The sequence below is a fragment of the Cupriavidus sp. 01L46 genome, assembly GCF_056399905.1.
This window is the reverse complement of the sequence record NZ_JBFTSF010000027.1, coordinates 1-17,577: the sequence shown is the minus strand read 5'-3', so window position 1 is coordinate 17,577 and position 17,577 is coordinate 1. Positions and strand designations below refer to the sequence as shown.

At 63.6% G+C, this 17,577-nt stretch carries 15 protein-coding genes and 2 pseudogenes; 7 read left to right on the top strand and 10 right to left on the bottom strand.

Going from position 1 to position 17,577, the window contains the following annotated elements; all coding sequences use genetic code 11:
- Nucleotides 1-35 precede the first annotated feature (35 nt).
- Complete coding sequence (locus AC1DS3_RS07385) at nt 36-1,022, top strand: Bug family tripartite tricarboxylate transporter substrate binding protein (RefSeq protein ID WP_441631147.1); 987 nt, start codon at nt 36-38, stop codon at nt 1,020-1,022.
- A gap of 150 nt (nt 1,023-1,172) precedes the next feature.
- Here AC1DS3_RS07385 and AC1DS3_RS07380 read toward each other — a convergent pair whose 3' ends face one another.
- Nucleotides 1,173-2,429 carry an anion transporter gene (locus tag AC1DS3_RS07380; protein ID WP_441631145.1) on the bottom strand — a complete coding sequence of 419 codons (1,257 nt, stop codon included), beginning with the start codon at nt 2,427-2,429 and terminating at the stop codon, nt 1,173-1,175.
- A gap of 72 nt (nt 2,430-2,501) precedes the next feature.
- Complete coding sequence (locus AC1DS3_RS07375; protein ID WP_441631143.1) at nt 2,502-3,119, bottom strand: TetR/AcrR family transcriptional regulator; 618 nt, start codon at nt 3,117-3,119, stop codon at nt 2,502-2,504.
- Between the two features lie 513 nt (nt 3,120-3,632).
- Between AC1DS3_RS07375 and AC1DS3_RS07370 the strand changes: the two genes are divergently transcribed.
- On the top strand, nt 3,633-4,325 hold the full coding sequence (locus AC1DS3_RS07370) for an NnrU family protein (RefSeq protein WP_441631141.1): 693 nt from the start codon (nt 3,633-3,635) through the stop codon (nt 4,323-4,325).
- Between the two features lie 23 nt (nt 4,326-4,348).
- Nucleotides 4,349-4,543: a hypothetical protein gene (locus tag AC1DS3_RS07365; RefSeq protein WP_441631139.1), complete on the top strand. Its 195-nt coding sequence runs from the start codon at nt 4,349-4,351 to the stop codon at nt 4,541-4,543.
- Between the two features lie 161 nt (nt 4,544-4,704).
- Here the strand turns inward: AC1DS3_RS07365 and AC1DS3_RS07360 are convergent.
- From AC1DS3_RS07360 to AC1DS3_RS07340, 5 genes and pseudogenes are all read right to left on the bottom strand, one after another.
- Nucleotides 4,705-4,800: pseudogene (locus tag AC1DS3_RS07360) on the bottom strand (LuxR C-terminal-related transcriptional regulator); the annotation flags it as partial.
- 172 nt (nt 4,801-4,972) lie between these two features.
- On the bottom strand, nt 4,973-5,974 hold the full coding sequence (locus tag AC1DS3_RS07355) for a Bug family tripartite tricarboxylate transporter substrate binding protein (RefSeq protein ID WP_441631137.1): 1,002 nt from the start codon (nt 5,972-5,974) through the stop codon (nt 4,973-4,975).
- 139 nt (nt 5,975-6,113) lie between these two features.
- The gene (locus AC1DS3_RS07350; RefSeq protein WP_477126928.1) at nt 6,114-7,280 is read right to left on the bottom strand and encodes an acyl-CoA dehydrogenase family protein; all 1,167 of its coding nucleotides are present in this window, start codon (nt 7,278-7,280) and stop codon (nt 6,114-6,116) included.
- Between the two features lie 31 nt (nt 7,281-7,311).
- On the bottom strand, nt 7,312-8,520 hold the full coding sequence (locus AC1DS3_RS07345) for a CaiB/BaiF CoA transferase family protein (RefSeq protein ID WP_477126927.1): 1,209 nt from the start codon (nt 8,518-8,520) through the stop codon (nt 7,312-7,314).
- 9 nt (nt 8,521-8,529) lie between these two features.
- Complete coding sequence (locus AC1DS3_RS07340) at nt 8,530-9,306, bottom strand: enoyl-CoA hydratase/isomerase family protein (protein ID WP_477126926.1); 777 nt, start codon at nt 9,304-9,306, stop codon at nt 8,530-8,532.
- Between the two features lie 132 nt (nt 9,307-9,438).
- Between AC1DS3_RS07340 and AC1DS3_RS07335 the strand changes: the two genes are divergently transcribed.
- A complete protein-coding gene (locus AC1DS3_RS07335; RefSeq protein WP_441631129.1) occupies nt 9,439-10,323 on the top strand; it encodes an IclR family transcriptional regulator in 885 nt (294 codons plus the stop codon).
- 148 nt (nt 10,324-10,471) lie between these two features.
- On the opposite strand, the gene AC1DS3_RS07330 is transcribed toward AC1DS3_RS07335, so the two are convergent.
- Entirely contained in the window at nt 10,472-11,563 is a 1,092-nt protein-coding gene (locus tag AC1DS3_RS07330) for a branched-chain amino acid aminotransferase (protein WP_477126925.1), read from the bottom strand.
- A 591-nt stretch (nt 11,564-12,154) separates the two neighbouring features.
- Between AC1DS3_RS07330 and AC1DS3_RS07325 the strand changes: the two are divergent.
- Nucleotides 12,155-13,747: pseudogene (locus tag AC1DS3_RS07325) on the top strand (2-isopropylmalate synthase); the annotation flags it as partial.
- 82 nt (nt 13,748-13,829) lie between these two features.
- Here AC1DS3_RS07325 and AC1DS3_RS07320 read toward each other — a convergent pair.
- Nucleotides 13,830-14,483: an alternative oxidase gene (locus tag AC1DS3_RS07320; RefSeq protein WP_477126924.1), complete on the bottom strand. Its 654-nt coding sequence runs from the start codon at nt 14,481-14,483 to the stop codon at nt 13,830-13,832.
- A 468-nt stretch (nt 14,484-14,951) separates the two neighbouring features.
- On the opposite strand from AC1DS3_RS07320, the gene AC1DS3_RS07315 reads away from it, so the two are divergent.
- Both AC1DS3_RS07315 and AC1DS3_RS07310 read left to right on the top strand, forming a co-directional pair.
- Nucleotides 14,952-15,374, top strand: coding sequence for a winged helix-turn-helix domain-containing protein (locus AC1DS3_RS07315; protein WP_477126923.1), 423 nt, complete (start codon nt 14,952-14,954; stop codon nt 15,372-15,374).
- A gap of 161 nt (nt 15,375-15,535) precedes the next feature.
- On the top strand, nt 15,536-16,444 hold the full coding sequence (locus AC1DS3_RS07310; protein WP_477126922.1) for a transcriptional regulator: 909 nt from the start codon (nt 15,536-15,538) through the stop codon (nt 16,442-16,444).
- 301 nt (nt 16,445-16,745) lie between these two features.
- On the opposite strand, the gene AC1DS3_RS07305 is transcribed toward AC1DS3_RS07310, so the two are convergent.
- Nucleotides 16,746-17,540, bottom strand: coding sequence for a type IV pili methyl-accepting chemotaxis transducer N-terminal domain-containing protein (locus tag AC1DS3_RS07305; RefSeq protein ID WP_477126921.1), 795 nt, complete (start codon nt 17,538-17,540; stop codon nt 16,746-16,748).
- Between the last annotated feature and the right edge of the window lie 37 nt (nt 17,541-17,577).

Genomic DNA, 17,577 nt, shown 5'->3' with positions numbered 1-17,577 from the left:
TATTTCCGAACCGTAGGCAGGGAGTTGATCCACCGATGACAAAAATTTCTCTGAAGCCCCTTTTTGTAGGCACCGGCCTGACGGTGATGCTGGCCACGGCGCCGGTCGCTGCGCAGGCGCAGTCCTATCCCGACCGTCCGATCAAGCTGGTCGTGCCGTTTGCCGCCGGCGGCGCCACAGACGTGCTGGGCCGACTGCTTGCGGCGGGCCTCTCGCAAAAGCTTGGCCAGGCCGTCGTGGTCGAGAACAAGCCCGGTGCCAGCACGGCGATCGGCGCCACCCAGGTGGCTAAGGCTGCGCCAGACGGCTACACGCTGCTGCTTGGCTCGAGCACCACGCTCACACTGAACCCGACGATTCGTCAAAACCTGAACTACGACCCGGCCAAGAGCTTCACGCCGCTTGGGATGATCGCCGACTTGAGCCTGGTGCTGCTGGTCAACGCCGAGATTCCGGTGACCTCGCTCAAGGACTTGGTGATCCAGACCAAGGCTCAGCCTGACAAGTTCTACTATGGCTCGTTCGGTACCGGCTCCTCAGTGCATTTCGGCGGCGAGATGCTCAAGTCGGCCACCGGCGTTCATATGGTTCACGTACCGTTTAACGGAAGCGCGCAAAGCCTGACCGCGCTGGCCGGCGGTCAGGTTCAGGTTGCGGTCGATAGCGTGGTCGCCAGCCTGCCACTGATCAAGGATCACAAGATCAAGCCGGTAGCGGTGCTGTCAGCGCAGCGGCAGCCCGCGCTGCCCCAGGTACCCACAGTGGCCGAGAGCGGCTATCCGTGCTTCCAGATGGGGTCGTGGTTCGCGCTGCTGGCGCCCGCCGGACTTGCGGCACCGGTGCAGGAGAAGCTAGAGAAGGCCCTGGCGGAAGTTGCGACGGCGCCCGCGATCAAAAGCCGGATGCTTGAACTCGGCCTGACGCCCGCCTACGGCAACGGCGTGGCGGTCAAGGCGCGCGCCGAGAAGGAACTTCCTGAGATGCGGGCGCTGGCGGCACGGGCCAATATTCGCGCCGAGTAAAGGGGGGAGCCGCAACGGGGATTTATCGCGCTGCAGATGGGCGAGCCCGCGCCGACGCCTGCGAAGCTTTCGGCAGGGGCACGTCCGACGATCAAGGCGCATAGGGGACGCATCCGGCCACGCAAATGAACATGGCAGCAGGGTCTACCGCTATCCCCCCGAAGCACCGAAATGCACGCGAAGGGCCAGGTAGCCAGCGGATATCGCCAGGGTCACGAGTGTGACCGGGACACCCACTGTCGCATGGCGACGCCAATCGATTCGGATGTTGCGCCTGGCCGCGGCATCCACGACGATGATGTTCGCGATGCTACCGACAATGAACAGGTTGCCGGACAGCGAACTGACCAAGGCAAGGAGCGGTCCAGACATCTCGTGATGCGCCAGCGGCAGTAGCAGCATCACGGCCGGCACATTCGATACGAGGTTCGACAGAACAAAGGTGGCCCCGAATAGCGGCGCAAGCTGGTCGAGGTGAAGACCGGCAGCGGCGAGGTCGGCGATGACGGCGGCGGTGACGCCGGATTGCTGTAGCGCATGATTGACGACGAAGAGCGCCATGAACAGGATCAGGAGTTCCCAGTCGACGAGGCCGAGTGTGCGCGCGGAATGCATTTTGCGGCTCATCAACAACACGCCCGCGCCGATGAGCGCCACGTGCTCGCGCGGCCAGGGCCCGACAAGGAAGGCCACCAGTAGCACTGCCGCAACTGCGAGGCCCTTGGTGGTCTGCCAGCGGTCCAGCGGCACTTCGTCGGTACGCCGTGCCGCCTCATCGACCGCTCCCGCAACGCTTGCGGGAGCCGACCAGCGACCCTTTACCTGCCAGGTGATCAATACCCATGTTGCCAACAGACCAAAGGTGACTGGCACCATCGCCTCGCCAACATAGGCGAAAAACGGCATGCGCAACGTCTGGCCGATCAGCATGTTCTGTGGGTTCCCGATCAATGTGGCGGCGGAGCCAATATTGGAGGCACAGGCAAGCGCCAGCAGATAGGGCATTGGATCGAGGCGCCGCCGTTGGCAGGCATCGATCAACACTGGGGCGACGGCCAGGCAGACGATGTCGTTGCTGAAGATGGCCGACAGCGCCGCGACGCCAAAGATGAGCGCCCCGAGCAGGCCGGGCGGGCTGAATGACAATGAGACGAACCGGTGCGTAACCCAGTCGTAGAAGCCACCCAGCCGCATCTGCGCTGACACCACCATGAAGGAGAACAGCAGGATCACGGTCGGCAGATGGATGGAGCCCGCTGCCTCTTCCAGACTCACGGCATCGACGCTGATCAAGGCAATCGCACCAAGCAGTGCCACGCCCGTCCGGTCCAGTTGCAGGAATGGGAGCCCACCGAGAATCATCCCCAGGTAGACGACGAGAAAGATGGTGACGATGGTGGCAGTCATTTGGTTGCGCGGGTCAGCCCCGTTGAAGTGGATCCAGTGCTCGATGTTGGCTTAGACGCCGGCGAGCGCGGACTACTTTTTTTGCCGGGGCTTGGCCTTGGCCTCTGGCTTTGGCTTTGGCTTGTCCTTGGGTTGCGTTGACCAGGCCTGGCTGTCGAGCAGCCGGTCGAACAAGCGGTCGCGCTCCTCTGGCGCAAGCGGGCAGAGCCCCAGCATCTTTGCGAGCACCATCCCCTGGGCAGCCTGCCAGCGCAGGAGCGCCAGATCGGGATCCTCCGCCTCCTCCTTGATGCGCACCACCTTCTCGGCCGTCTTCTGCCTGACCGCAGACAGCAGCTCGGGATTCTCGGCAATGGAGCCGAGGATGGCAAAGACCAGCGACTGTGGATGGGAGACGGATTCGCGAAACGCCAGGATCTGCTCCGACAGCTGGGCCTCGGGATTCCCGGCGCCAGCAGTGGCCAGGTAGTCCTTCGCGAACTTGTCGAAGTACTCGATCTGCTGGTCCAGCAGCGCCTCCACCACGGCCGCTTTCGTGCGGAACTGGTGCATCACCCGCCCCTTGCTGATCCCGCCCTCTTGCGCGATGGCATCGATTGTGAGCCGGCCAGGGCCCTCGCGCGCGAGGATGGCGATTGCCGCGTCAAGGATGATCTGGCGGGACCGCTCCGACCGTACCGTGTTCTCCATTGTCTATCTCCACAGCGGGGGCTTGTCCCGCCTAACCAACTCTCCAACATAACCGGAATCCCGGCCAAAAACAATATTTATATATTGTTTGCAGCGGTGCCTCGCGAGGAAGCGGCCGTTCAGCACATGCATGCCAAGGTGGACGGCGTCGGCAAGGAAGGGAAAGCGCACGATGCGGCGGAGAAGGCTGCGAGAAAGCTCGCCACGCGTTCCCCTCCAACTCGGTTAGTCAATCACCGAAAACGAGAGTGGGAAGCAACTGAAATCGGGATGGTCAACTTGGCTTTTGCGACACCCAAGTAGTAATCTTCATTACTGGCCGCTGCATATGTGACATGGGCAAATGCCCGACTGCTCGATGGCGGCTTGCATTGCGATGGCGGAATATCCAAATGAAGCCCCCCCATCGCGAAGCACGCCCCATGCCGGCAGCGTCTAATCAGTCCGGCCACGCATCTTCGCGAATTGGGGGCGATACGGTCAGCCCACGATACGACTTGAGGAGCCGGTCCAATGGGAAGCACCAACGCAGTTGCGGTGGCGGCAGTCGCCTTCGTGGGCAGCCACTTTCTCTTGTCCCATCCGCTGCGCAGGGGGTTGGTCCGCACGCTTGGCGAAGCAGGGTTCCAGGGCGTCTATTCGCTGGTTGCGGTCTTGACGCTCGGCTGGCTGATCCTGGCATACCGAAAGGCGCCCCTGACGGCACCACTATGGCCGGTAGGGAACGGCCTCTGGGCGGTGATGACCGCACTCATGCTGATCGCGTCGGTCCTCCTGATGGGTTCGCTGATCCGCAACCCGGCGCTTCCCACCGGCGGTCGGCTCGGCGCGTTCCCGGAAGCGGCGCGCGGCGTGTTCGCGGTGACGCGCCACCCAATGATGTGGTCGTTCGCCCTTTGGGGGCTGTGCCACATCGCGGTGTTCCCGGTGGCCAAGAACATCATAGTCGCCGCGGCCATGGTCATCCTCGCGCTCGTCGGCGCCGCGCTGCAGGACCGGAAGAAGGAGCAGCTCCAGCCCGATCTCTGGCCCGCATGGGAGTCGAAGACGAGTTATCTGCCGTTCGCGGCGATCGCCGCTGGCCGTGCGCGGCTCGGCGGGTTCGGCTTGCACGCGCTTTTGGGCGGCCTCGTCGTCTGGCTCGCAGCAACTTGGGCTCATCTCCCCCTCGCCGGTTGGGCCGCGGGCATCTGGCGCTGGCTGTAGCAGCGGCGGCAAGCAACCGGGCCATGATCCATCCGTCCGAGTTCACCCCGGCTACAAGCGCACTCCTGATAAAGCTGCTGAGCGAAACGTTTGCACAAAATCAGGTTGCCGTCGTAACGGGTGACGCTGCTGCGGGGCGGGATTTCGCTGCGTTACCGCGGATTTCAGACGCCAGCGCGCTTTCCCCGTATCGACTGACGCATTTAATGATGAAGTAGTKACAGGTTTAATTTGTTCCACGCTTGTCAGGCGCCCAGGTACGCCCGCATCAGCGCCTCGAACCACTCCACGAATACCGCCAGCCCATGTTTCTGGTCGACACAGCAGACTCCGAAGCCAGGAGGACCCCGCCTGGCAAAGTGCAATTAGTGTGGCAGGCTAGCATGGCCGCCCGTACCACGGCTCCGGTCTTATTGGTGGCGTTCAACTTGCGCACTGCGTTCTTGATATGAAAGTTGACCGTATCCACCGATAATTGAGCCATCTACATCCATCGCCCAACCTTTTCTTTCAGGCTAGACAGGCCTTCAAAAGGTACCAGAAATGCGACGCAATCGCGGAGGTCAAGGCACTTGCCGCGGACGTGCCAAGGAGAGGGCCGCGCGGGGAGGACGAGCGACGGGGCATGATCCCCCTGCGCGCTCTATTTACTGCAGCTCGATCTTCGCGATCGCCGCCAGCCGCTTCCAGCGCGCTATTTCGTCCTTCTGGTAATCGCGCAGCTCTGCCGGCGTGGACAGGATCAGCGAGGTGGACTGGCGCTGGTAATACTCCTTGACGTCGTCGGCGGCGCCGGCCTGGGCAAACAGTTCGCCAAGGCGTTGTGCGATGGGCGCGGGTGTCTTGGCGGAGACCGCTGCCGCCACCCAGTTGTAGGCCAGGAAGTCCGGCACGCCGGCTTCGGCCACGCTCGGCACGCCCGGCAGCAGCGGCGAGCGCTGAGGCGCGGTGTAGGCCAGCGCGCGTACCTTGCCGCCCTTGACCAGCTCAATCGCGCCGCTGGCATCCACCACGGCGAAGTCCACGTTGGCGGCCATCACGCCGTTGATCGCGTCGCCCGCGCCCTTGTAAGGCACGGCAGTGGTCTTCATGCGGCTTTGCTCGTTCAGCCATTCGCTGTAAAGCGTGTACGACACCGAGCCGGTGCCGTAGTTGAGCGCGCCGGGCCGCTTGCGCGCGTCCTCCACCAGCGCCTTGAGCGTGTGGTACGGCGAACTGGCGGGCACGATGATCAGGCATGGCCCACGCGACAGCAGCGTGATGGGCGTGAAGTCGGTCAGTGGATCGTAAGGTAGCTTGCGGAAGGTGGCGGCATTGGTGGACAGCGTGGAGTTGCTGCCGATAAACACCGTGTATCCGTCGGCCTGCGCGCTGAGCAGCGTCTGCACGCCGATAAAGCCATTGCCGCCCGGCTTGTTCTCCACCACCACGCCCTGCCCCGTCAGCTCGCCGATCTTCTTGGCGAACATGCGGGCGGTCATGTCGGTACCGCTGCCGGATGGGAACGGCACGATAAAGCGGATCGGCCGGGTGGGAAATGCCTGCGGCTGCGCCAGCGCGGCGAAAGGCGCGCCTGCCAGGCTAGCTGCGAGGGCGGTGCCGGCCAGGATAGCGAAGCGGCGCCGGGAACAGTTCACGGTTGGGGTCATGTTGTCTCCTTGGTCTTCCGCCTGGCAGTGGGGTCCGCCAGTGCGGGTGCGTCAGTGGTTCAGTGGTTCAGTGGTTCAGTGGTTCAGTGGTTCAGTGGTTCAGTGGTTCAGTGGTTCAGTGGTTCGCTTTTGCGGCGGGCTAACGCCTGAGGCCGAGCAGATCCCGCGCGATAACCCATCGGTGCACTTCGGACGGGCCTTCGTAGATGCGCATCAAGCGCGTCTCGTTGGCCATCTGCTGCAACGGCATTTCCTTGGTCATGCCCATCGCGCCAAAGGCTTGCATCGCGTGGTCGATCACGTCCCAAGCCATCTCGGTGGCGAATACCTTGATCATCGAGACCTGCGTACGCGCCTCGTCGCCGGCGTCAATGCGTGCCGCGGCCTCGTAAGTCATCAGACGGCAAGCGTGGATGCGGGTGGCGGCATCGGCCACCCACCACTGGATTGCCTGCCGGTCCGCCAGCGCGGCGCCGAAGGTGCGGCGCTGCGGCGCGTACTCGCACAGCATGTCAAGCGCACGCTGGGYGCGGCCAATGCACCAGGCCGCCATCTGCACGCGCCGGCTGGACAGCCGTGCCTGCATCGGCGCGAAGCCCTGGCCTTCCACGCCGAGCAGCTGCGTGTGCGCAACGCGGCAGTCTTCCAGCACCACCTCGTAGGTGGAGGCGCCGCCGATCATGGGGATGCGCCGTTCTACCTTGAAGCCGGGCGTGCCCCGGTCGACCAGAAAGGCGGAGATGCCGCCGCGGGCGCCGCGCGTCTTGTCGGTCACGGCCATCACGATGGTCCAGTCGGCGCGGGCGGCGCGGCTGATCCAGATCTTGCGGCCGTTGAGCACCCAGTCGTCGCCGTTGCGCTCGGCACGGGTGGTCATCATGGCCGGGTCGCCGCCGGCGCCAGGCTCGGAAATAGCGATGGCGGAAATGGTCTCGCCGCGCGCGTAGGGTTCCAGGTAGCGCGCACGCTGGGCCGCGTCGGCGGTCTTGAGCAGCATGCGCAGGTTCGGTGAATCGGGCGGCAGGTCGTAGGGTGTGACGGTCTTGCCTAGTTCCTCGTTGACGCCGACCATGGCCACCACCGGCAGGTCGGCGCCGCCCATCTCGGCCGGCGCATCCAGGCCCCACAGGCCTAGCTCGCGCGAGAGCCCGTCCAGCTTGTCCTGCTCCTGCGGCAGCAGCGTGAGCTGGCCGCCCTCTGCCTCGCGGGCCAGCACGCCCGCTTCGAGCGGGATCAACTGCTCGCGCACGAAGCGCGCCACCAGGTCCTTGAGCATCTGGTGTTCTTCATCCAGTACGAAGTTCATGCAATGTCTCCTTTATTGTTTGCGTGCCGCTTCAGCCGGCGTCCCGGCCGCGTGTCAGCTGGGCGATGTCTTCAGGGGCTAGCCCGGCTTCGCGCAACACTTCATCGGTGTGCTCGCCCAGCGTGGGCGCGTGGCGGCGCAGCGACAGCGGCGTGGCGGAGAAGCGCGTCGTGGGCCGCATCTCGCGCAACGGGCCCTCGGTGGGATGCTCGGTCTGCTGGAACAGCCCGACCGCTTCCAGGTGTGGATGCGTCGGCAATTCGTCTGGCGTATAGATTGGCGTGGCGGGGATATCCAGCGTCTCGAACAGCGCCATCCACTCCTTTGTGGTACGGGTCGGGGTGATCTCCGCGAGGTGCTGGTACAGCGCGCGGATATGGACGTTGCGCTGCGCGCGGCTGGCGATGTTGTACTTGTCACCCAGGTCGTCGCGGCCCACGGCGTGGAAAAAGGCTTTCCAGTGACGGTCCGTGTACGGTAGCGCGCAGATCCAGCCGTCCGCGGTCTGCGCTGGCCGCCGTCCGCCCTGCAGCAGGCGCGCATAGCCGGCCGCGCCGGTGGCGGGCYCGAAGGTCAACCCCGCCAGGTGCTCGGCCATCACGAAGCTGGCCATGGTTTCCAGCATTGGTACCTCCACCGCTTGCCCGCTGCCGTGGCGCTCGCGGTACAGCAGTGCTGCCATCACCGCGTTGGCCAGCGCCATCCCGGTGGTCTTGTCGGCGATCAGGCTGGGCACATACTCCGGCCGGCTGCCAGCAACCGCGCSCAGCGACACCAGCCCGCAAGCGGCCTGGATGATGTCGTCGAAGGCCGGCTTGTCGCGGTGCGGGCCGTCCTGGCCAAAGCCGGTGGCCACGCAGTAGACGATGCGCGGGTTCAACGCTGCCACCGCGGCGTAGCCAAAGCCCAGCCGCTCCATGGCGGCCACGCGCATATTGTGGATCAGCACATCGGCGCCAGCGATCAGGCGCCGCAGCGCCGCAGCGCCCGCAGGCGTTTTCAGGTCCAGCACCACCGAACGCTTGTTGCGGTTGAGCGCCAGGTAGATTGAACTCATGCCGGCGTTGCGCGATACGCCGTTGGCGCGCATGAGGTCGCCTTCCGGCCCTTCGATCTTGATGACGTCCGCGCCAAGGTCGGCCAGCGATTGCGTGGCCAGGGGGCCCAGCACTACGGAAGTCAGGTCGAGTACGCGAATTCCCTCGAGCGGGCCGGCGCAGACGGGTTTCTGATGTTGCATGCGGCCCCCTCAGCGGCGCTGGAAGACGGGCGCGCGGCGCTCGGCCATCGMCGCCACGCCTTCGCGGAAATCCGCGGTGGCGAACTGCACGCGCTGGATGGCCAGCTCACGCTGGTTGGCCGCCACGATGCAGTCGGCCAGCCCCAGGCGCAGCGTCTCGCGTGTGCTTTCCACGGCCAGCGGCGCCGAGGCCGCGATATCGTGCGCGAGCGCCAGCGCGCGGGCACGCACCTCGGCCTGCGCCACCAGTTCGTCGGCCAAACCGATGCGCACCGCTTCCTCGCCGTCGATACGCCTGCCCGTGTACAACAGCAGCGCGGCCTGCTGCTCGCCGACCAGGCGCGGTAGCGTCACGCTCATGCCAAAGCCGGGATGGAAACCGAGCCGGTTGAAGCTGGCGCTGAAGCGCGCTTCACGGCATGTGACGCGGAAATCCGCCACCAGCGCCAGGCCCAGCCCCGCGCCGATCGCGGCACCCGCAACAGCCGCCACGATGGGCTTGCGGTTGCGGTACAGCTTCATGGCCTGTGCGTAGAAGGCCGATGGGTCGCGCGAGACGCTGCCCTGATCGGCGCCGCTGAAATCGGCCCCGGCGCAGAAAGCGCCCACGCCGGATGACAGCACAATGGCGCGGCAGTTGTCGTCCTCGTCAAGTTGCAGCAGCGCTTCAGCCAGCCGGCGCATCACATCGGCGTCGACAAAATTGTGGGGCGGGCGGGAGATCTCGATCTGCGCAACATGCTGGTCGCGTGTMAGGACGATTTCGGGGCTGGATGCCGAGGTCATGGCGAAGGGCTCCGGGTAGTGGAAAGGCACCCAGTATTCGCCGATGCGGATTCCCGCGCTACACTACAATTTCGAATACCGAAATTACTTGCAGCACGCCGACGCTGGATTGGCGGGCCTGCGGCCAACGACATGCCTGATCCGCAACCCTATTCCGCCCCCGCTTCCGACCCGGATTCCCCCGTCAAATCGCCCTCGAGCCGCGAACTCACGCACAGCACCGGCCAGTTCACGCGCCAGACCGGAGGCAGTCAGTCGCTCGAGCGTGGCCTGCTGCTGCTGCGCGCGTTCCGCGTCGGCTCTTCCAGCCTGACCAATGCGGACCTGGCTGCGCGCACCGGCCTGCCGCGCCCCACCGTCAGCCGCCTCACGCGCTCGCTGGTGGACAGCGGCTTCCTGTGCTACGACGCCACCGAGCGCGCCTATCGGCTGGCGGCCGTGGTGGTGAGCCTGGCGGACGCCTTCCACCACGCCACCACGGTGCCCGATATCGCCCTGCCGCTGATGCGCGAGATCGCCGAGGCGGAAAAGGTCAATGTCGGCCTGGCCGTGCCCGACCAGACCGCCATGGTCTACCTGGCCGCGGTGCGCCACAGCCGCGACAGCGTATCGCGCACCCGGCGCGTAGCGCCCGGCACGCGCGTTCCCATGGAACTGACCTCGATCGGCATGGCGTGGCTGGCCGCGGTGCCGGCCGGCGTGCGCGACCATTTCCTCGCACGGATCGCGGAGAAGGCTGGCGGCGAATGGCCGGCCTTGCACAAGGAATTGTCGCGTGGCATTGCCCAGTCCCAGGCGCAAGGCTATTGCACCGCCAACTACCAGCCGGGTCACCTGACCGCCGTGGGCGCGGCGTTCCGCGGGCCGGACCACCAGTGGTATGGACTCAATATCAGCTTCCCGCACAAGCCCAGCGAAAAGCCGCGTGATGTGGCGCGCTATGCGCCGCTGCTGCTCGGTCTGATCGAGAAGATCAGCGTGTCATGCGGGATGGAGGACGGCGTGGAGTCAGCATGACGGCCCGCGGCTAGCGCGGGGCCGGCATGGCGCAGCGAGGCGGGAATCCGGGGTGCGCGATGGCTTCCGGTCTGGCCTGCCGTTTGCCAAGCGGCAGATCAGGCAAGCCCGAACGTAAGCCCGAGCGTAAGCGTCCCGCAAGGCACCCTTACAAACCAACGTGATGGACCCAGCCGGCAGGGCCAGCGGCCTGGTTGCGCTGAATCTCCACCAGCCGCTCCCTTAGCACCTTGACGGTGTTGCCGGCGGCGCCGTTGCCGATCGCGAAGCGCGTGCGCGCGGACCGCACTTCGCCAATGGCCACCAGCGTCGCCGCCGTTCCGCAAACAAAGGCCTCGGCCAGGCGTCCGCTTTGGGCGTCCGCCTCCCACTCCGGGTACGAATACCGTCGCTCTTCCACCACCATGCCCATCTCCCTGGCCAGTTCGATCACCGAAGCCCGGGTGATGCCCGGAAGAATCGAGCCGCTAAGKGGCGGCGTGACCAGGGTGCCGTCGTCCATCACGAAGAAGATGTTCATGCCACCGAGTTCCTCCACCCAGCGGTGCTCGGCGGCATCCAGGAAGACCACCTGGTMGCATCCGTTCGCGGTGGCCTCGCTTTGTGCGACCAGGCTGCCGGCATAGTTACCGCCGCACTTCGCCTCGCCGGTGCCGCCGGGCGCGGCGCGCGTGTAGTTCTCGGATACCCAGACGGAGACCGCCTTGTCGCCGCCCTTGAAGTACGGGCCCACCGGACAGGCGATCACGCAGAAAATGAACTCGGAGGCAGGCTTGATGCCGAGGAACACCTCGTTCGCAAACATGAAGGGACGCAGGTAGAGGCTGCCCGAGCCATGCGGCACCCAGGCCTGGTCGACCCGCACCAGTTGCTCGATCGCTTCCAGAAAGAGCGATTCGGGCAACGCCGGCATGGCCATGCGCTTGGCCGACGCCTGGAAGCGGCGCGCATTCTCGAGCGGGCGGAACAGTGTCACGGCGCCATCCGCGCCACGATAGGCCTTCATGCCCTCGAAGATCTCCTGGCCATAGTGGAGTACAGAGCACGCCGGATCGATCAAGAACGGCTTGCGGGCGGTGACCTTGGCGTCCTGCCAGCCCTGTCCTTCACGCCAGGTGATCGTCACCATATGGTCAGTGAAGACGCGGCCGAACGCGGGGTCGCGCATCAGTGCATCCCGCGTGGCCGCGTCGAGCGCGTTCGGGTTGGGTTCGAGGCTGAAAATGGTTTGTTGCGTCATGAGCGCGATTCTTCCTTCGCTGTCGTTGGGGACTGGCAGCAGAGCGAACACCCCTGTCTGCCGCCGGCATGGCACGTGGCTTTGCGTGAAATCCGAGGGTATCGATGATCGCATGCTGGCGCCCAGTTTGTCTCCCATGTCATTGCAGGCCCCATCGCCAGGCACTCTGCACTTTCGCTCGGACTTTCGCTCGAAGCTAGGGATGAAGGCCTCGAAAGATGGCGTTAACAAGGATTGACCTTCGCTACGGACATTGCTTAGCCGCTACAACAAGCCAATTGGCACATGGACGTTATGTTAAATTATTACGCTATATAAGAAGGAGTGCGGCGATCCCATTGGTTTGAGTGGGACCCCGACAGCCGCGAAAGCCTGCAGGCAGCGACCGCCCACGGCTCGATATCCAGCCGCGGTCCTGGGGGTGGCAGCAACGCGCAAGCCGGCGCAGGTTGCTACCCGGGGGCCACGCGATCGCCAGGCTCCTAACACTTCCCTCACGTAATAGGGAAAACGTCACGTCATTCGGCCCCAATCGTCGTTACCGGAACCCAGCGGCCACCTTTTACCTGATAGAGCGTCGACGTCGGATTCTCCCAGGCCCCCATCTGGCTTTCGACCGATCTGCGGGACGGTAATCAGGCTCTGTTCGAGCCGATGAATCGCGAGCGCAAGCTGCGCTTGTTCAACGAACTGGTACGCATCGGTTTCAAGGAAATCGAGGTGGGCTTCCCCGCTGCGTCCAGAACTGACTTCGAAGTCGTGCGTCATCTGATCGACGCAAATCTCATACCGGATGACGTGACCCCGATGGTCATGACGCAATTGCGCGAAGACCTGATCGAGGAAACCGTACGCAGTGTTCAGGGCGCGCGCCGGGTGATTGTGCATTTCTACAATGCCATCGCTCCGGCCTGGCGCGAAATCGTCTTCGGCATGAGCGTGCCGCAGATCATCGAGATGGTTGAGCACCATATCGCGTTGTTCGGAAAGCTGATCGCGCAACATCCGCAAACGGAATGGGTGCTCCAGTATTCTCCCGAGACCTTCTGCATGGCGGAATTGGATGCGTCGCTCGCCGTGTGCAATGCCGCCATCCGGGCATGGGATGCCGGACCGCAACGGCCCATGATCGTCAATCTCCCCACGACGGTCGAAGTTTCCACGCCCAATGTCTTTGCAGATCAGATCGAATGGATGCACCGCAGGTTGGAGCGGCGTGAGCATATCGTGCTGTCGGTGCATCCGCATAACGACCGTGGGACGGGTATCGCATGCGCCGAGCAGGCGATGCTGGCGGGCGCGCAGCGGGTCGAGGGCTGCCTGTTCGGCAATGGCGAGCGCAGCGGTAACCTGGATGTCGTGACGCTGGCACTGAACCTGTACACGCAGGGCATCGCGCCGGGACTGGATTTTTCCGACATTGCCGCGGTCGCGCGCATTGCCGAGGAATGCACCGCCTTGCCTATTCACCCGCGTCATCCCTACGTCGGCGATCTGGTGTTTACCGCATTTTCCGGTTCGCATCAGGATGCCATTGCCAAAGGTTTTGCCGCGCAGGACCCCAACGGGATCTGGCGTGTTCCTTATCTGCCGCTTGATCCGCACGACCTGGGACGCACCTACGACAGCATCGTGCGTGTCAACAGCCAGTCGGGCAAAGGCGGCATTGCGTTTCTCCTGCAACGCGATTACGGCGTGGTGATACCGCGCCGCATGCAGATCGAATTCAGCGCCATCGTTCAGGAACTGGCCGATGCCAGCGAAGCCGAGCTGACCAGCGAGCAGATCTGGGCCGTCTTCGAGAAAACCTATCTCGTCCATGGCGATGACAAAGCAGGTCATGCCTATCGACATCATCGTCTGTTCGATACGCCGGAGGGCCAGGTCATTGAACTGGAACTGGCGTCACCGGACGGGACTGTGCTGACGCGCCAAGGCGTCGGCAATGGCCCCATCGCGGCAACGGTCGCTGCCCTTGGCCTGCCATTGCGGATCGACAGCTACGAGGAGCGCAGCCTTAGCACGGGTGCGGACGCTTTGGCAATGGCGATCGTAGAAACGGCATGGCCTGGTTTACCGGGTTCGCGCTTCGGCGTGGGAAAGCACCCGAACATCGTTACCGCGTCGGTGCTTGCGGTACTGAGTGCTACCGCGAGATTCTCCAAAGCGGTTGTCGCCGGCTAGCCGGCTTGAGGGATGCCCTCAATTGCACCTGGCAAAAGGCCCGCCGTTTAAAGGCGGGCATCTCTTTGTCGTGGGGCTCCGCTTACTCGGCTTGACTGAAAGTTGCCCTGGTTGTGAGGGCGTTGGCGAAGCCATGGTTGACATCACGGTGACCGACCTCGTCGRCGCGCACCGCCACTACCACGTCACGCAGGCGGGCATTAGTGGGCAGGTTCCAGTATTCGATCGCGAACGCTGGGGCGGAAACGTTCTCGACGCGACCAGCATCGATTTCGGCTAGGTAGAGGGTGTAGCTGATCACAGCTTGTTCTTCGAAATACCCAACCAGCCGGTGCGCGGTCCGGGCGGACACCAGATACAGAAGGAAGTAGGTCACGAAGAAGGCGGCCTGCACGAGCAAGATCACGACTCGCTCAAACCAGCTCGGCCGGGCGAGCTGGATGAACGTCATCAGGTGCATCCGTTCGTTCTCTGCTTCCTCGAGCAGAGTGCGAATCCACCCTTCATCGGCCACCATCCAGCGCAGGCAACGCAGATGGACCAGCATGCCACCAACCATGCCAGGCACCGCCGCCACGGTTTCGAGCACGATGGCGCGGTTCCCATAGCGCTTGGCAAAAAATGTATCGGCGAAAAAGCGCAACGTCATCGTGATGGCCAAGGCGACGCGGTCGGAAAGGCCGGCGGCATTGTGATGCGTATCGAGGTCTGCCGACGGGTTGATGGGGGCTTGCATGATGGGCTCCAAGTTTTGAGCGTTGCGATTGCGATCGTTCATGAGAGGTGGGTGGCCGGCCCGCACCCCCTAAACATGTATTTACGATACACCTTTAAAAGAGCGGCAACAAGGCGATTTGCTGCTTCGCAACATGTCACGGGCGATTATCGGACTTTGCGTGGAATGACTCGGATTCATCATGTGCACCACAGCGCACTATTCCGAACCTCGGTCACCCGCTTTTTTCCCTGGGATTGGATACCGCACCGGCATGGAGGCGTGTGACAGAAAAGCCGCCTGCGGCCGAACTGCCTTCTTGCTACCCTTCTTGCTACTATTCGCGCTCGCGACACGCCTGCAACGCTTGGCAGCGCGTAGCGCACTCGTCCTCACACCGCTCTRCAAAACACAAAGAAATAGGCTGGCTATCTGCAGCGTCATTTTGAGAATCGTTATGTGCGCAAGGACGGCAGTATCGCGCACATCATGTGGTCGGCACGCTTGTCCGAGTGCAAGAACCAGCGGGTGGCGGTGGCCCGCGATATTTCTGACCGGGCCCTCGCGCTGGCAGAGGAGCGTTTGCTGTCCGATGGCTCGTCGGTGGAAGCACATTGGCGGCTGTCCGCCAAGCCCCCTACGCTGACCCCGCCGGGGTTCCCGCCCATTCCACTGTCTGCGCAGGATTACACGGTCCTGCATGCCCTCGCCAGCGGCGATGAATGCGTGACGCGCAAGGCCATCGTGCGAGCGCTTGGCGAGGATTACCTCCATTACGACCAGCGTCGACTGGATACCCAGATGCGGCGCCTGCGCCGCAAAGTCGAGCAGGTGGGCGGCCTGCGGTTGCCCGTATCGACAGTGCGGGGCGAGGGCTACCGGGTCTACCAGAAGATCGTGATCGACGGCTAGTGCCGGGGTCTGACACCAAGGCCGCATGGTGCGGGCCGCCGGTTTGCTCAGATTTGCTCAGACAGCGAAGGGAACTGCACTCTTATTCTTTTGGCTTTGAACATAGCCAGACTGGCGATCGTCAGCTTGCCTCGCGCGCGATCCATGAGGATTTGAATCGGATGCAGCAACCTCGACTCTCCGCACTTAGTCGTGCGGAGCTGGACCTTGCATTTACGTCGTTTGCGGGGATGGATGGCGGCAACCTGGCCGCCGCCATCTGGGTGTGCGACGTGGCCCCGCTGTCTGACTGCGTACCGATATCGGTAGCGTTGCAGGGGCAGCCGATACCCGGGGCATGGGATAGGGAGTTCCGTTCGCGCCATGCCCACCTATTGCCGCGCTGGCAGTCGCATTACCGCATCGCACGGATGTTGGCTGCAGCGCGGTCAGCCGCCTTGCCTCCGGGGCRCATTCCGATCGATGCACGGGAGTACTTTGACCGATATCTCTATGCGCCGAATGGATGGGAATTCAAGCTGAATCTCTTCCCACTGCCTGAGAGGACAGATTACACATTGCCCTGGAGCAAGGTACTCCGCGAGTTGCAGGTGCTGGGTGTCAAGTCGGAGTATTTACACCTGTGTCGCCTCGGTGGGCGCTTTCGCTTCATATCGTCGCTGCGCCGCCAGTACCGGCCCCGCGTGGTACTGTGCCTCGGTGAACGCCACGCGCGCGACTATTTGCATGCGTTCGGCTTCGAGGACGTGGAGGGAGCCGACGTGCTCCTGCAGCCGGCCGATTTGGTGCGGCGCTTGCAGGTTTTCGAGCATGATCAGACCGCGCTGGTACTGAGTCCGCGCCTTGGCGGCGCGCAAGGGCTGAGTTCCGACGTGCTGCTCGACGCGCTGGGCACCTTCTTGGCGAAGTGGCTTCTCCCGACGGACTTTCCGCCCTGCTTGGGCGTATCCGATGCGCCTTTCGTTGCGCAGCCCGCAGGTAAGGCCTTGCCGACAACTGAGGCGCTCGCATTGAACGAAGCACGGGTGGCCGCCGGAAATGGCTTGGCATCCTGCATCATGCCCCAGTAGAAGAACCGGCCCTTCACTGTAGACAGCCAGATGAAGTCCCAGCACAAACCTGGTTCGGACCACCTGTCCAGCGCGTCGTCGGCTGCCGTGGCTGCGGGCTCCGGCTGCGGAAATGCCCGTGGCCCTGGGCCGTGACTCGAACCAGGCATGAGCCAGAGTCACGATGGAGCGGTGAAGGGAATCGAACCCTCGTCATAACATGGACCTGCCGTCGCTGCGGAAAAGCTGTGCGCTTGGCAGCGCATTGCAAGCGTGGCTGCCTGTAAAGGCGCGTCTGGCATAGCTCGTGCACGCTCCCACGCTACTTGGGCATCCCTTCATACAGGCTGGTGACGCCGTCCATCACCTGGAGAATACGCTCGCTGGTCGTGGCGATGTTTCTCAACTGTTCCGCGCGACTGACCCCGGTCAGATTGAGCGCCTCTTCAAAGAACAGCCACTGCGAGCCGGCAAGCTGCAGTTCGCGACGGATTGCCTCTGTGTTTTGCGGTGCTGCGGTAAGAAGTTCCTGCGCGGCTGCGAATTCCCTGGTAGCCGTGTCCAGATCCTGCGCCATCTGGGGGGAGCTAATGCCCCAGGCGCGGAACATGCTGATCTTGGCGATTCTCTGCGAGAGCATCCGCTGGCGGCCGGCAACGTTGATCAGCTTACCCGTCACGGTGCCGGAATGTTTCTCGAGCAGGAGGGTTCCCTGTTGCGCAAGTTTCAGCACGTCCTCGCTCATTCTTGCGATTGCTTTCGCGCTATCGAGATTCGGATCGCCGCCGGACAGCAACTGCTTATAGGGAATCCAGGTCTGCTCGAGCCTGGCGTAGATGTCCTTGATCTCCGGCGTGGGCGCGAACGCCTTCAGCTCCATGWGCTGCTTGTCAAAGAGCGCCACGGACTGTTCGAGGACCTTCTTCGAACGTTCGACTTCAACACCGAGGCCAGCCTGGCAGTAAGCCTTGGCCATGCGCTGAGACAGCATGCGCTGGCGGCCCGCCTTGTTGATCGCCGCGTTGATGGTTAGCGATTCGGCCGAAGCAGCCCCGGCCAAGGCCAGCGCCAGGACGCTGCAGGCAATCAAGCAGAAGGAACAGACGTAACGTTTCAAGGGCGTCTCCACATTAAACTTTGATTGGGCCTTTGGA